This window comes from Citrobacter sp. RHBSTW-00599 (assembly GCF_013784065.1).
GTDB classification, from domain to species: domain Bacteria; phylum Pseudomonadota; class Gammaproteobacteria; order Enterobacterales; family Enterobacteriaceae; genus Citrobacter; species Citrobacter braakii.
Genome location: NZ_CP056717.1, coordinates 3002831 through 3016091 on the forward strand (window position 1 = coordinate 3002831; position 13261 = coordinate 3016091).

A 13261-nucleotide genomic window follows, 5' to 3' on the forward strand; every position below is an offset into this window, starting at 1 on the left:
CTTTCCTTATGTCCAGACAATGAGGGACAATATAAGGAGCCTCAGCCTACCGATTTTTTGTTGGTATCACAATCCCTTAAATTGGGAGTCAGGACGGGCAGAATGTTACAATTGTCACGTTTTACGATCTTATTTAACCGTAATAAAGGTGTCGAAATATATCAAAGCAGTGGATTAATGGAGCGGATGAAAAGATGAAAATTCAATGTAAACGCGTATATGACCCAGCAGAAAAAAATGATGGTTATCGCGTACTGGTCGACAGGTTGTGGCCTCGCGGGGTAAAAAAGACCGACCTTATTTTTAACGAATGGAATAAAGCGCTTACGCCATCATCTGATTTACGCAAGGCGTTCCACGCAGAATTGATTGATTTCACACACTTTTCCGAGCAATATCGCGCTGAACTCGCCCTACAGCAGCAGGAAGGAAAGCGTCTCGCAGAGATTGCCCGACAGCAAACCTTAACGCTACTGTATGCGGCGAAAAACACCCAGCAAAACCACGCGCTGGTGCTGGCTGAATGGATACGTCAATGCTAACCGGATTTCATTTGCCCGTTGTCGGATGCTCTCTGCGCCAGAGCGCCCATTCATCAATCACTTCCCCGCCCGGTAATTTGCAGTCCGACCTTACGCCTTGCGGGGTCTGCACCGCAATCAGCGAGCCGCCCTTTTGTTCGCAATATACCGAAGCCGGATTCGCCAGACCAATCTTCGGCGGTTTGGGGGCTTCGGGCTGAGTGGTACATCCCGCTAACACCAACAAGCCGGGCAAAATAATAGACGCCAGTTTCATATCGACTCCTGTTAAAAACCTTATCCCGGCAGGTTACCCCGACTTTCCATCTATCTCCATGTTTTACTGTCAGCTTTCAATTTAATGTTTAAGTTTTGAGCGGGATGGCGTGTTTCATCTTTCATCTTGATGTTCTATCATGCGGGCCACGTCAGCCCAGTCATTACTCAGGAGCATTTACACCTCATGTCGGACATGATCCTTGCCAGAGTCTCACAATCCTTAGCCACGGAGCAGTCAGTTGAGAGCCTGGTTCGGCAACTTCTGGAGATGCTGGAAGTGGTGACTGAGATGGAATCCACCTATTTAACTAAGGTCGATTTAGATGCCCGCCTGCAGCATATTTTGTATGCGCGCAATAGCAAGCAGATGCAGATCCCTGAAGGGCTGTCCGTACCCTGGGATGAGACGCTATGCAAACGCGCCATAGACGAAAACTGTCTGTACAGCGACAACGTCCCCGCTCGCTGGCCGGAGTGTACCGCCGCCCGCGCGCTGGAGATAACCACTTTCCTGAGCACGCCGGTTCATCTTCCCGACGGAACGTTTTACGGTACGCTCTGCGCCACCAGTCGCCACCAGCACACATTAAGCCAACGTGGCGAACAGGTGTTACATCTGTTTGCAGGCCTGATCGCCCAGTCAATTCAAAAAGAGTCGCTGGTTGCTCAGTTACGCGAAGCGAATGCCGCGCTGATTGCGCACTCTTACACCGATGCTCTGACCGGATTACCGAATCGGCGCGCCATTTTTGAGAATGTTGAGACTCTTTTTTCCCTTGCCCGACATCTCAGGCAGAAGATTATTTTTGCCTATATTGATTTGGATGATTTCAAATTGATCAATGACCGCTTTGGCCACGAGGTTGGCGACCAGTTTCTGATCCAGATTGGTCAGCGTCTGCTTCGCGAATGCGGTGACAATGATATCCTTGGGCGACTGGGTGGTGACGAATTTTTAGTCGTGAGCCTGTCACCGGAAGATGACAGGGATCCGCGGGACCGCCTGCAGCAGGTGAAAAATCAGCTACAACAGCAAATTTGTGGTGACTACCACCTGGGCGACATTCATCTATTTTATCCTGGCGCCAGTCTGGGCGTGGTGGAAATTAATCCGTTGGAGACTGATGTAAACTGCGCGCTTCACCTCGCAGACAGCGCAATGTACAAGGATAAAAAGCGTCAGGATAAAACCACTTTTGTCGTACATTAAGCCCTGCTATGCTAACCCGTCTTTAAATAACTCTGGCAGATAATCGTATGCGACTCGGTATTATTTTCCCCGTCATCATTTTCATTTCCGCTGTCGTTTTCTTATCCTGGTTTTTTATTGGCGGCTACGCTGCGCCGGGAGCATAACGATGAAAAAAACAACGCTTATTATGATTGGCGTGGCTATCATCGTCGTTCAGGGAACAGAATTCGGCTGGTGGTGACCTAAGAAAAAGGCCACATATTAGTGGCCTCTATTGTCTGTATGTTTACTTAGCTTTTGATTTTTCTGTAGATAAACAACACCACAATCGCACCGATCACCGCCACGGCGAAACTACCGAAGTTGAAACCATCGACTTTACCAAAACCAAAGAAGGTGCTGATCCAGCCACCCACTACCGCACCGACAACCCCTAAGATAATGGTCATAAAGAATCCGCCGCCATCTTTACCCGGCATAATCCATTTTGCCAAAATCCCAGCAATAAGACCGAAAACCACCCATGAAATAATGCCCATAATTTCCCTCGCTTATGTTTTTAAATTAACGATTCACTCGTCGTATAAAAGCATAGCATAGCGCTGAAAAATTAAAATTTGTGATCGCTATCACTTCTGTTTTTCATCTTTTTCTGATGTTTCATAAGGTTACACCGCTGACCGGCAGACTAATTTTGTCGCGCCTCGTCATTAATGTCGAATCGTCAGTCATTCTGCTTAACGCTTTGGCCGTCAGCCCCTGCTATTGCTGGGTTTTCACTTCTGGCACACTTTATGCTTAAACAGCCCGTCACTACGACACATCGTAGTCCGCGATGCGTATCGCGTGACTGCGTCTACAATTCGCGCTATTTCAGCATTTAACAGGTCTGTTATTGATGAAAAAAATCACCAGTGTATGCCCATACTGTGGGGCCGGGTGCAAGCTCAAGCTTGTTGTTGAGAATAACAAAATCATCCGCGCTGAGGCCGCAGAGGGTGTAACGAACCAAAATCAGTTATGCCTGAAAGGCTATTATGGTTGGGACTTTCTTAACGACACTCGCCTTCTGACTCCCCGTCTGACCCGCCCGATGATCCGTTATGAAAAAGGTGGAAAATTCACTCCCGTTAGCTGGGATGAAGCCATTCGCTACACCGCAAAACGCTTAACTGAAATCAAAAATACCTATGGCCCTCGTGCCATCATGACCACCGGATCTTCCCGTGGAACTGGGAATGAGACCAACTACGTGATGCAAAAATTCGCACGTGGCGTGCTCCATACCAACAATGTCGATTGCTGTGCCCGCGTCTGTCACGGCCCTTCCGTGGCCGGGTTACAGGAAACGTTAGGCAATGGCGCCATGAGCAATTCCATCAGCGACATTGAAAACTCAAAATGCCTGCTGATCTTTGGTTATAACTGTGCCGATTCACACCCAATTGTGGCCCGCCGGGTAATTAAAGCTCGCCAGAACGGCGCAAAAATCATTGTCTGCGACCCACGCCGGATTGAAACTGCCCGTATCGCTGACCAACATTTGCAGTTGAAAAACGGTTGCAATATGGCGCTGGTCAACGCGTTTGGCCATGTTCTCATCGAGGAGCAACTCTACGATCGCGAGTATGTACAAAAGCATGCGGAAGGACTGGAAACATACTGGGAAACCGTTAAGGAGTATGCGCCTGAAGACGTTGAACATTTAACCGGTGTTCCCGCACAGCAGGTTCGTCAGGCGATGCGTACATTTGCTGCGGCGCCATCGGCCACCGTGATGTGGGGGATGGGCGTCACCCAGTTTGGTCAGGCCGTTGACGTGGTTCGTGGTTTGTCGAGCCTGGCCTTGCTGACCGGAAATCTGGGACGCCCTAACGTCGGTGTTGGCCCGGTGCGCGGGCAAAATAACGTGCAGGGCGCGTGCGATATGGGGGTGCTGCCTAACCAGTTTCCAGGGTATCAGGACGTAACCGATTTCGCCGTCAGGGACAAATTTGCCACCGCATGGGGCATTGACGTTAATCAGATGGATGACAAGGTTGGAACCCGCATCACCGAAGTTCCGCATCTGGCTATCGAAGGCAAAATCAAAGCCTACTACATCATGGGAGAAGATCCGCTGCAAACCGAGGCCGATTTGGGTCTGGTCCGCGAAGGATTTAACGCGCTCGATTTTATCGTCGTGCAGGATATCTTCATGACCAAGACGGCGGAAATGGCCGATGTCCTCCTGCCTGCCACCTCATGGGGTGAACACGGTGGCGTCTTTACCTGCGCCGATCGCGGTTTCCAACGTTTTGAGAAAGCGATTGAACCCACCGGTGATGTAAAGCGTGACTGGGAGATTATCAGCCTGCTGGCCAGCGAAATGGGCTATCCAATGCAGTATCAAAATAACCAGCAAATCTGGGATGAGATGCGCGAGCTGTGTCCACTGTTCTACGGCGTGACCTATGAGAAAATGGGTGAGATGGGTCATGTTCAGTGGCCATGTCCCGATCTCGATAGTCCTGGTACGCCCTACCTTTACGCGCACAGCCAGTTTGATACCGCCAATGGCAAAGGCAAACTGTTTGCCGCACCGTGGCGAGCGCCTGCAGAAGTTCCTGATGAACAATATCCGCTGGTGCTGTGTACCGTGCGTGAGGTTGGGCACTACTCCTGCCGTTCGATGACCGGCAACTGCGCAGCGTTGCAAGCACTGGCAGACGAGCCTGGGTATGTGCAAATCAATACCCATGATGCTGAAAAATTGGGTATTCGTCATCGCGATCTGGTATGGGTCAGCTCGCGCCGCGGTAAGGTTATCAGCCGCGCGGATGTCTCCGAGCGCATCAATGCCGGAACGGTCTATATGACCTATCAATGGTGGATTGGCGCGTGTAACGAGTTAACCCAGGACAATCTCGATCCTATTTCGAAAACGCCGGAAACCAAATATTGCGCCGTAAATATTGAGCACATTACCGATCAGGGGTGGGCAGAAAAATATGCCGCACAAACGTATAGCGATATGAAGTCACGTCTGTGTGAGGCTATTGCGTAAATCACCGCCATCATCGCCTGAGTCTGGCTTTCCAGACTCAGGCCTTATCTCATGACTTCGCCAGCAGTGGTTCACTAAAGCGGATGGATGCAGCTTCCTCCTGCTTATCCCGCCGCATAAAGCCGAGGTTCATCAGAAACAATCCCGCCATAAACGGTAGTTCGTACAGTTCTTCAATCAGATCGCCATACTGAGCATTGTGCAGAAAGATGGGAGCCAGCAGACGATGATGCTCTACCGTATCGGAGATCAAAAATGCACAGGTGGTGATCGCTAACAGCCACAGAGGTAGCGGTTCATTGCGCAAGCGACGGGCAATATCCTGGCGTAAGCGCTTCGAAATCAGCACTGGCAGAATAATCATGGCAATCAATACCACTGAGATAGCCCGGAACAGGAGTTTGGGATGCTCAGGAAAATAATCGCGGCCCCAACTTGTGCTTCGGCCCAGTAATACCAGCCACCACGCTGCCGCCCAAAGCCAAAATTGCTTCTCGCCTTCGGGACGTGATAAGGGCCTGATGTAGCTGAGTGTAAATATGGCACCAAACAGCAGCCATAGCGCCTGGCCATTTTCAATCCAGCTGACGACAGTACCGTTGAGTAGCGGGAGATGCCAGTTCGCGGCGAACGGGATCGCCACGATGGCTAATCCGAGAATGATTGTGGGTAATGTAAGTCGGGTATTGAGTTTCATAAGCGCGATGTTCTGTTTTATATCTGTTTCGCGATCATAACCCCTGTGAATGATCAACTATTAGCAATCAATGCGAATCTCTTAAGGTATTCTTAAGGAATCCTTTCTGGATATTTCCCTGTTCCGCCCAGAAAAAAAACGCACTGCGCCGTCAAAGCGCAGTGCAGTTTTTAGATTAAAAACTAATATACTCAATCAGTAGCAGTGACTAATGCCTACCACCCGCAGACTTCGTGCTCATTTTCGGTATCGTACGAACGCACGGTATTGACCAGATCTTTGACCACTTCAGCTGCCACATCCGGCACCAGTAATGTCATTGGCGCCTCTGTTTCATAATCAACAGAAACACCGTTGCTGTTATTGGTCACGGTTACGGTATAGGTTGCTTTACCCATGATTTACTCCTTGCCGGTGCGCACGACTTTTCGTTGATTTGCACTCTCCATCAGAACTTCCGGGGCAACGAAAAAATCGATATTAAAGTAAGTATCGTCGGTCATCACTTCGATGTTATGCCATTTTTCCGGTGGAAAAACGCCAAACTGACCGGCTTCAATAATCATTACCTCTACTGGCTCCGGACTGTGTTCGTCTGCGTATCCGAGATATTTGACCGCCCCCTGCATAACCGAAAGTCGAGGATAAACCCCGGCTCGGGTCCCTTTATCAAGGTGGCGTTCGAAAATTCCGGCAGGCGCCGTTTCTTTGTTCCAGAATGGCGTAGAGCGTGTATGGATATGATTCTGTGGAATTTGAAGCATTTTTCTTCCCTTTTCCAGTCGACAACCAGCGAGTCATAATGAACCGCTGCTGTACACAGGGTACGCCTCAAAATATACATTTAAAATACCATTTATTGGTTATAACCCTACGATTATAAATGAAAAGCAGAGCGCAATATTAAAGGCCCGCCGCACTCAGCGGGCCGATGGCATCACGATTGAAGCGTGGCCAGACGGGCGGCAAAACCAACGAAAATCAGGCCGATAAGGGAATTACCCACTTTGGCCAGTTTCTTCTTCGTACGGATATATTGCGTCACAAACGCGCCGGAGAAAATAAGGAAGCTCAAATAGAAAAAGCTCACTATCTCAAGCGTAATAGCCAGAATAAAGAATGACAGCCCTGAATGCGGCGCATTGACATCAATAAACTGCACGAAAAACGACACATAAAACAGAATAGCTTTGGGATTGGTCAGGCTCAGGATTAATGCGCGCTTAAAAATAGCGCCAAACGGGACTTCCTCAGGCGCGGCGTCGCTTGCTTTCGATTTCAGTGTTGCATACAGGATCTTCGCGCCAAGATACAGTAAATAGAAAGCGCCAAGATAACGAACGATATTGAACAAAACGGGCGTTGTTTTAATCAATGCAGCAACACCGGCATAGGCCAAAAACATCAACACGGCATCACCAATAAACACACCGCTGGCGGCGAGATACCCCCCCTTTACTCCCCTACCGACGCTGTTTTTCAGCACAAATATCGTATTTGGCCCCGGTACCAGCACGATAAAAATAGCCCCCACCAGATACGTCCAGTAATTCAGAACTCCATACTCTGCGAACACGTTAACCTCTTCCTGAAAAAACACATGCACTTGCTGCGATACAATATGCTAACGAATGCGACAGGTGATGGAAAGAGCAGGTTATTAATTAAAAAAACCCGCCACTGGTGGCGGGTGTGTACAGATAAGGTTAGCCCAGATTAATGGTGCAGCATCTCATCCACTACTTCTTCGCCCTTCAGCTGATAAGGGTAGTAGGTAGGCCAGTTTTCCATCTCCTCAAGCAAGGCAGCCTGCGAGGTATTTCCCATAAAGATATGGAAGTGGCTCGATTTACGCGGCGCGATAATATGATCGCTGAATTGCACGTATTTAGGCGCTTTGCTGTCAGCGGCTTTACACTCAAACAGATACCGTACACCTTTCTTGCCTGATTTATAGTGCAAGATTTTATACCCGGCATAATCGTATTTGCACGATGCGACCTGATTACCGGTGTGAAATTCCATCACGCCATCTTCGATGCCGATGGTGTCTACATTGGTTGCATAGCCTGTACGGTAATAAGCTTTAATTTGTTCTGCCGTTTTGCTTTTATCTTTCTCCGCTTTCTTTTTGAAAACCGGATCAAGTTCGCCACTGACCAGATACGGATAGACAGATTGCCACATGCCATCCCAGTCGGACAGCGCCCGGTTCTGCACCTGGTTATCATCAAATACCCCTTCCGACGCCTTTTGTTCTACTTCACTCATCGGCGCACCATGGGAATGATGACCATGCGCCAAAACCTGCCCACTGACTAAAAGCATCCCCAGAGCGATTGTCAGTTTGTTAAAACGAATAGCCAAAATTTCACCCTCAAATCGTTTGCGAGTGAATTGTTATAATATAACGTAACAATTTAATCAATAGACATTACTGCACGTTATTGCCTCACGCTTCAATGAGTTTTCTGGAGCAAATCTGCTCAAGCAGAGCCTGCTGATGGCTGATAATGAGCATACCTAATGGCCGACGCTGGCACTCTTCAAGCAGCAATACCCAGATATCTTTTTGAATGGAAGGATCGAGCTGGGCGGTAATTTCATCGGCAATAAGAAAACGTGTCCGCGGATCCAGCGCGCGAAGTAAAGCAATTCGCGCCAGTTCACCGCCAGAAAGCTGTCCGGGACGGCGGGTTAACCACTCAGGGTTGATGTGAAGACGGGTAAGCAGTTCAGCATCAGGTCGCCAGGCATCATAAACCGCATCGCCGGTGCTGCGCCGCGGATTAAAGGTTAATTCCGGATGCTGTGGCACCAGTTGCACCGGGCAATACTGGTGCATTGGCAGCGGTTGGTCATCAACCAGAATGTCACCCGAGGTCGGTTTTTGCCAGCCCGCCAGTATGCGCCCCAACGTTGTTTTGCCGGTTCCGCTGGGTGCGCAAACCCCAATGCGTTCTCCGGGGCGCAGAGAGAAGGTCAGATTTTGCCAAAGCACCTTTCCTCCCTGACAAATCGTCACCTCACGACAGCACAGCATCGCGCTCTCCAAAAAGTTGATTTCTTTCAGGCAGCGCCCGCCATTGGCGTTGCAGATGCTCGCTGATCTCTCCGCGTAACAGCTGTTCCCGGCTGACGTTATCCGACACCCTTCCCTGATGCAGCGCGACAATGCGGTCCGCGTGGCGAGCGGCCAGCGTGAGGTCGTGCGTTACCCATAAAACGCCAGCCCCTTGCTCACATTGCTCACGTAGCTGTTCAAGCAGTTGATTAGCCAGCGGTGCATCAAGCCAGGCGGTAATTTCATCCGCCAGAATATAGCGAGCCTGACTCAGCGACGCGTGACAGGCCAGAACACGTTTCGCCATCCCCCCTGAAAGCTGGCGTGGGAAGGCATCTAATACGCGACTTTCCAGTTGGCTACGCTGGAGCAATCGTTCAATTTTTCCGGCATTCCAGGCCTGGCCGGAGAGCTGACTTGCCCTGCGCAGATGCTTTTCAATCGAGAGCAGCGGGTTAAGCGCCTGAACGCCTTGCGGGACATAGCTGAAAGTATTACCACGACATTTGCGAATATCATCACTGTCCAGCGTTTTCCCCTCCAGGGTGATGGAGCCGTTGAAACGCAAATTGTCCGGTAAGAGATCAAGCAGACATTGCAGCAACAGGCTTTTACCTTCCCCACTACCCCCAACTAACGCCACCATCTGACCAGGCGCTACGTCGAAAGAGATATCCTGCAACAGCGAAGACCAGTTTCTCGCGCCGTACCAGCGATAACGCGCCACGTCCAGCGAGACCTGTCTTAAACTCAACATGCGTCACCTCGTAACCATAAACGATGCACTGCCCTTGCGAGCTGATCGAATAACATAACCAGACTGAATAGCATCAGCCCGGGAAACAGCACTAACCACCAGTCGCCATGACTGATAAACCTCAGCGCATCAGCCAGCAACAGGCCCAGCGATGGTTCATGCGGCGCCAGCCCAAAACCGAGGAAGCTCAACGCCGCGCTGTGCAACACCGCGTGGGGAAACATCAGCAAGGTTCCCGTTAACCACTGGGGTAACAATGCCGGGAGATAGTGATGCCGCCAGCAGTAAAAATGTCCGTGTCCCAGACGCCAGGTCAATGTTAGATAGTCACTGTGGGCCACGCGCTGCGCTTCGGCACGCAGGATTAGCGCCAGACGCGGCCAGTGGGTCAACGCAACCGCCATAATCACCCCATTCTTTCCGCCACCCAGAGTGAAACAGATCAATATGAGCAACAGCAGATGCGGCATTGACAGCATGGCATCGGTAATCAGACGCATTAGTACATCCAGACGCGGATGTATACGTGAAACCGCCGCCATCAGTAATGCGATGAAGCCGCTGCACAACGCCGCGCCAATACCAATTTGCAGACTGGTTAACGCGCCCTGAAAGCAACGAATCCACAGATCGCGACCGAGGTTATCGGTGCCAAACCAATACAGCGCATCAGGCGGTAAATGACGGGCAAGCAGATTAACGCTCAATGGGTTATCCAGCGTCGCTGCGCCATACACCGCAATGCCTAGCAGGCAGCTAAAAGAGAGCAGAAGACGAATCAGCGTCGGCGTCGGATTATAGAGCATCAGGTCGCTCCAGAGCACGGTTCAACACATGGACAAGCCAGGTAGACAGCGAGTTGCCAATGAACACTAACACGGTACTGAACAACACAATTCCCATCAGTAACGGCAGATCGCCGCGTAATCCGGCATCAATAGTGGCCTGTCCCAGTCCCGGATAAGCAAAAACTTTTTCCGCTAGCAGTGCGCCGCCCAGCAGTTCTCCCAGCGAGGCGAACTGCAGGCACAGCGCGGGCGTGATAGCGTGGCGCAGAACCTGATGACGCAACAGCGACCAGCCTTTATCTCCCTGAGAACGCGCAAAACGGACAAAATCGCTTTTCATCACGCTGGCGATACTTTCCCGCGTATGAAGTGTAATTTGGCCAAGTCCCAATAAACTTAGCGCGCAAACGGGCAGCACTAAATGGCGCAGACGCTCAGCCAGCGTGGCCATATCACCACTGTTGCCCGGCTCCCACGCGCAGCAGACCGGAAATACCGGCCAGCGCACGGCAAATAACGCCAGCAGCAGCATGCCAATCCAGAAGGTCGGCAACGACGAAAGCAGATAGCTGAGTCGACAGATTGCTTTATCCGGCCAGCGATTCAGATAACGACCCGCGACAAACCCCATTGCCGTTCCCAGTATGCCGGAGAGCAGCCACGCGCCGCCAAGCAAGGCAAACGAAGTCGCAAAGCGCTCCTTGATTACGCTGGCAACCGGTGCATTAAACAACATTGAGTAGCCGAGATCGCCCTGCAATACACGTATAAACCAGTGACCAAAACGCTCCCATAACGGCTGGTCTAATCCCCAGCGAGCAGCGATACGCGCATATTGTTCCGGCGGCACGTGCAGGAGATCGTTGCCAATATAGGCGCGAATCGGATCGACAGGAGAAAAGCTGAGCAGCATAAAAGTGCCAGCCGCAACCAGCACTAATAACACTATCAGCCGTAGAAAATGGCCTACAACAGACTTCATCAACGGCAGGTCCAGGTCCATTCATCCAGATTATTGAGCAGGGACCAGCTACCGTGGATCTCCGGCGCGCCTTTGCCTAAGTCAATACACGGATTTGCCAGATAAGTGTGCTGAATGTTCAGCAGCCATGCCCAGGCGGCATCGCCCTGCACCCCAGCCCCTTGCTTGCCATCCCACTCCACCTGTTGCCAGAAAGGCAACGCTTTTTGCCAGTCCGGAGCATCAATGGCCTGTTTAAGATGTTGTTCAACGACGGGATTGCTGTAATAGCCTGGATTGTAGTATTCCACGCCCGCGGCCTGATTGCTGTAGTGATGGAAAAGCTCCATCGGATCCAGGCTTCCCCAGCCAAACAGCGTCGGATTCGCATGCATATGCCGCTCAACGGTTTCCCAGCTTCCGGATTGCAGCGAGACCTGAATACCCACGGGCTCCAGCATCGCACGTACGGCCTCGGCTAGATCCCGGCGCGTACTGTCACCGCTGGCGTACCACAGAGTCAGGCGAGCCTCTTTACCGTCTTTCACACGTACGCCATCTTTCCCCACCTTCCAGCCGGCTTCTTCCAGAATCATCCGTGCTTTTTCGCTGTCGCCATCTTTGAACGCAACTGACTGTCCCTGCCATGGCAGGCCCTGAACCGCGCTATACGCCGGAATCGCATGACCTTCCATGACCTGATCGGCAAGTTGTTTACGATCGATGGCGTAGTTGATGGCGCGTCTGATGGCGATATCAGCCGTAATATCGTTACCGATCGGATAACCATTGGCGTCTTTTTTACCCGCTGGAACCATCGGGAACACAATGCCACGATTTTCCACGCTGTCGCGTACCCAAAGCTTCAAATTCTGCTGTTGAGGCGCAACCGCCATCGAAGGCGCGATACGCACGAGTCCCAGTTGACCACTGCGCGCTGCGGCATAAGCGTTATCTTCATCAAGGAAGACAAACACCAGCTTACTGAAATCATTTTTCTTACCGGCATACCAGGGGTTCGCCTCCACGATCAGCTGTTGCCCCGGCTGAAAACTCACCAACCGATAAGGGCCCGCGCCAATCGGATTTTTGGCGAATGTTTTTTCGTCATACCGTTTTTCCGGAACAATACCCAAAGAGCCCAGCACGTTCACAAAGGTGCTCTGCGGGCTGCGCAGCGTAATTTCTACCGTGCGGTTATCTTTTAGGCTGGCATGAGTAAAGTTACCCATGTCGATTTTGCCGCCGCTCTTTGCGGCTTTATTATAGGTGAACACCACATCTTCAGCGGTTAGCGGGGAACCATCGGAGAATTTAAGGTCGGGTTTTAACGTCAACGTCCAGGTTTTGCCGTCAGCACTGGTTTCAACTTTTTCCGTCAGCAGATTACCCCAGCTCATATCTACGTTTTGTTTTAATAATGGTGCATGCAAAAGCAAATAGCTGCCATGACTCCAGCCCAGCATCGGGTCAAACCCTTCCGTTGGCTCAGGTCCAATTGCCAGCTTCAACGTCTGACCCTCGCTCACATTTTGCGCGGCGAGAAGTGGTGAGGTTAATGCGAGAGTCAATGCGCACGTAAGCAGTGCCAGCTTGCCTTTAATCATTATGTTATCCAGATTTGCGTTATTTTTATGCCGCTCAACGATTCATTGCCGTTAAACGGTCTCCTGGGGAAGGGATTATGGCGGACTGAAATGACGAAAAAAATGATGCGGCGCAGAAAAGTATGACGATTTTCTAAAATTATCATACTTTTTCTGATACTCCTAATTGAGTACCCTCTGAATCACCGAAAATAGATTAAATGTTAGCCATTCAATTAATGGCAAATTAATTACAAGCTAATGATTACAAATACTAATTATTGGTCATTTCCGCTATTTACTTAGCTAAAATTAATGACAATTTATGTATATTTATTCAAGAAAAACACCAGAAGTGATAAGTTATGTA

General features: G+C 50.5%; 17 protein-coding genes. 5 read left to right on the top strand and 12 right to left on the bottom strand.

The window, feature by feature from the left end:
- Positions 1-194: 194 nt before the first annotated feature.
- Complete coding sequence (locus tag HV243_RS14805; protein WP_016152799.1) at positions 195-542, top strand: DUF488 domain-containing protein; 348 nt, start codon at positions 195-197, stop codon at positions 540-542.
- A 7-nt stretch (positions 543-549) separates the two neighbouring features.
- On the opposite strand, the gene HV243_RS14810 is transcribed toward HV243_RS14805, so the two are convergent.
- On the bottom strand, positions 550-798 hold the full coding sequence (locus HV243_RS14810) for a DUF333 domain-containing protein (protein ID WP_047358589.1): 249 nt from the start codon (positions 796-798) through the stop codon (positions 550-552).
- 186 nt (positions 799-984) lie between these two features.
- On the opposite strand from HV243_RS14810, the gene HV243_RS14815 reads away from it, so the two are divergent.
- The 3 genes from HV243_RS14815 to yoaJ are packed head-to-tail and all read left to right on the top strand — an operon-like array spanning position 985 to position 2233.
- Positions 985-2010: a sensor domain-containing diguanylate cyclase gene (locus HV243_RS14815; protein WP_131352113.1), complete on the top strand. Its 1026-nt coding sequence runs from the start codon at positions 985-987 to the stop codon at positions 2008-2010.
- 47 nt (positions 2011-2057) lie between these two features.
- Positions 2058-2156 (top strand): YoaK family small membrane protein, encoded by a 99-nt coding sequence (locus HV243_RS14820; RefSeq protein WP_032941789.1) that lies wholly within the window; start codon positions 2058-2060, stop codon positions 2154-2156.
- A 2-nt stretch (positions 2157-2158) separates the two neighbouring features.
- Positions 2159-2233 (top strand): protein YoaJ, encoded by a 75-nt coding sequence (gene yoaJ, locus HV243_RS14825; protein WP_100250076.1) that lies wholly within the window; start codon positions 2159-2161, stop codon positions 2231-2233.
- Positions 2234-2282: 49 nt separating this feature from the next.
- Here yoaJ and HV243_RS14830 read toward each other — a convergent pair whose 3' ends face one another.
- On the bottom strand, positions 2283-2531 hold the full coding sequence (locus HV243_RS14830) for a GlsB/YeaQ/YmgE family stress response membrane protein (protein WP_016152796.1): 249 nt from the start codon (positions 2529-2531) through the stop codon (positions 2283-2285).
- Between the two features lie 359 nt (positions 2532-2890).
- Here HV243_RS14830 and fdhF point away from each other — a divergent pair, with 359 nt between their 5' ends.
- A complete protein-coding gene (gene fdhF, locus HV243_RS14835) occupies positions 2891-5038 on the top strand; it encodes a formate dehydrogenase subunit alpha (RefSeq protein ID WP_053389827.1) in 2148 nt (715 codons plus the stop codon).
- A gap of 49 nt (positions 5039-5087) precedes the next feature.
- Here fdhF and HV243_RS14840 read toward each other — a convergent pair whose 3' ends face one another.
- The 10 genes from HV243_RS14840 to HV243_RS14885 form a co-directional block, all read right to left on the bottom strand.
- Positions 5088-5735: a hypothetical protein gene (locus HV243_RS14840; protein ID WP_053389826.1), complete on the bottom strand. Its 648-nt coding sequence runs from the start codon at positions 5733-5735 to the stop codon at positions 5088-5090.
- A 215-nt stretch (positions 5736-5950) separates the two neighbouring features.
- Positions 5951-6133 carry a DUF1869 domain-containing protein gene (locus HV243_RS14845; RefSeq protein WP_003832433.1) on the bottom strand — a complete coding sequence of 61 codons (183 nt, stop codon included), beginning with the start codon at positions 6131-6133 and terminating at the stop codon, positions 5951-5953.
- A 3-nt stretch (positions 6134-6136) separates the two neighbouring features.
- Positions 6137-6499 carry a DUF1971 domain-containing protein YeaR gene (gene yeaR, locus HV243_RS14850; RefSeq protein WP_005120376.1) on the bottom strand — a complete coding sequence of 121 codons (363 nt, stop codon included), beginning with the start codon at positions 6497-6499 and terminating at the stop codon, positions 6137-6139.
- Between the two features lie 173 nt (positions 6500-6672).
- Positions 6673-7311, bottom strand: a complete 639-nt coding sequence (leuE, locus tag HV243_RS14855) for a leucine efflux protein LeuE (protein ID WP_016152793.1) — start codon at positions 7309-7311, stop codon at positions 6673-6675.
- Between the two features lie 140 nt (positions 7312-7451).
- Positions 7452-8063: a metal-binding protein ZinT gene (zinT, locus tag HV243_RS14860; RefSeq protein ID WP_230851707.1), complete on the bottom strand. Its 612-nt coding sequence runs from the start codon at positions 8061-8063 to the stop codon at positions 7452-7454.
- A gap of 124 nt (positions 8064-8187) precedes the next feature.
- Positions 8188-8778 carry an ATP-binding cassette domain-containing protein gene (locus tag HV243_RS14865; protein ID WP_046275920.1) on the bottom strand — a complete coding sequence of 197 codons (591 nt, stop codon included), beginning with the start codon at positions 8776-8778 and terminating at the stop codon, positions 8188-8190.
- The gene (locus tag HV243_RS14870; protein WP_016152790.1) at positions 8762-9556 is read right to left on the bottom strand and encodes an ATP-binding cassette domain-containing protein; all 795 of its coding nucleotides are present in this window, start codon (positions 9554-9556) and stop codon (positions 8762-8764) included. Before HV243_RS14870 ends, HV243_RS14865 begins: the two co-directional genes overlap by 17 nt.
- Positions 9550-10362: an ABC transporter permease gene (locus tag HV243_RS14875; RefSeq protein ID WP_046275919.1), complete on the bottom strand. Its 813-nt coding sequence runs from the start codon at positions 10360-10362 to the stop codon at positions 9550-9552. Before HV243_RS14875 ends, HV243_RS14870 begins: the two co-directional genes overlap by 7 nt.
- Positions 10352-11326 (bottom strand): ABC transporter permease, encoded by a 975-nt coding sequence (locus HV243_RS14880; protein ID WP_016156289.1) that lies wholly within the window; start codon positions 11324-11326, stop codon positions 10352-10354. The genes HV243_RS14875 and HV243_RS14880 overlap by 11 nt, the downstream gene beginning before the upstream one ends.
- Positions 11326-12912: an ABC transporter substrate-binding protein gene (locus tag HV243_RS14885; protein WP_053389824.1), complete on the bottom strand. Its 1587-nt coding sequence runs from the start codon at positions 12910-12912 to the stop codon at positions 11326-11328. Before HV243_RS14885 ends, HV243_RS14880 begins: the two co-directional genes overlap by 1 nt.
- Positions 12913-13261: the final 349 nt, after the last annotated feature.

Excerpts from the sequence above, each read along its gene's own strand:
- HV243_RS14805 (WP_016152799.1), top strand. The coding sequence starts at position 195 with ATGAAAATTCAATGTAAACGCGTATATGACCCAGCAGAAAAAAATGAT.
- HV243_RS14810 (WP_047358589.1), bottom strand. The coding sequence starts at position 798 with ATGAAACTGGCGTCTATTATTTTGCCCGGCTTGTTGGTGTTAGCGGGA.
- HV243_RS14815 (WP_131352113.1), top strand. The coding sequence starts at position 985 with ATGTCGGACATGATCCTTGCCAGAGTCTCACAATCCTTAGCCACGGAG.
- HV243_RS14820 (WP_032941789.1), top strand. The coding sequence starts at position 2,058 with ATGCGACTCGGTATTATTTTCCCCGTCATCATTTTCATTTCCGCTGTC.
- HV243_RS14830 (WP_016152796.1), bottom strand. The coding sequence starts at position 2,531 with ATGGGCATTATTTCATGGGTGGTTTTCGGTCTTATTGCTGGGATTTTG.
- fdhF (WP_053389827.1), top strand. The coding sequence starts at position 2,891 with ATGAAAAAAATCACCAGTGTATGCCCATACTGTGGGGCCGGGTGCAAG.
- HV243_RS14840 (WP_053389826.1), bottom strand. The coding sequence starts at position 5,735 with ATGAAACTCAATACCCGACTTACATTACCCACAATCATTCTCGGATTA.
- HV243_RS14845 (WP_003832433.1), bottom strand. The coding sequence starts at position 6,133 with ATGGGTAAAGCAACCTATACCGTAACCGTGACCAATAACAGCAACGGT.
- yeaR (WP_005120376.1), bottom strand. The coding sequence starts at position 6,499 with ATGCTTCAAATTCCACAGAATCATATCCATACACGCTCTACGCCATTC.
- zinT (WP_230851707.1), bottom strand. The coding sequence starts at position 8,063 with ATGCTTTTAGTCAGTGGGCAGGTTTTGGCGCATGGTCATCATTCCCAT.
- HV243_RS14865 (WP_046275920.1), bottom strand. The coding sequence starts at position 8,778 with ATGCTGTGCTGTCGTGAGGTGACGATTTGTCAGGGAGGAAAGGTGCTT.
- HV243_RS14870 (WP_016152790.1), bottom strand. The coding sequence starts at position 9,556 with ATGTTGAGTTTAAGACAGGTCTCGCTGGACGTGGCGCGTTATCGCTGG.
- HV243_RS14875 (WP_046275919.1), bottom strand. The coding sequence starts at position 10,362 with ATGCTCTATAATCCGACGCCGACGCTGATTCGTCTTCTGCTCTCTTTT.
- HV243_RS14880 (WP_016156289.1), bottom strand. The coding sequence starts at position 11,326 with ATGAAGTCTGTTGTAGGCCATTTTCTACGGCTGATAGTGTTATTAGTG.
- HV243_RS14885 (WP_053389824.1), bottom strand. The coding sequence starts at position 12,912 with ATGATTAAAGGCAAGCTGGCACTGCTTACGTGCGCATTGACTCTCGCA.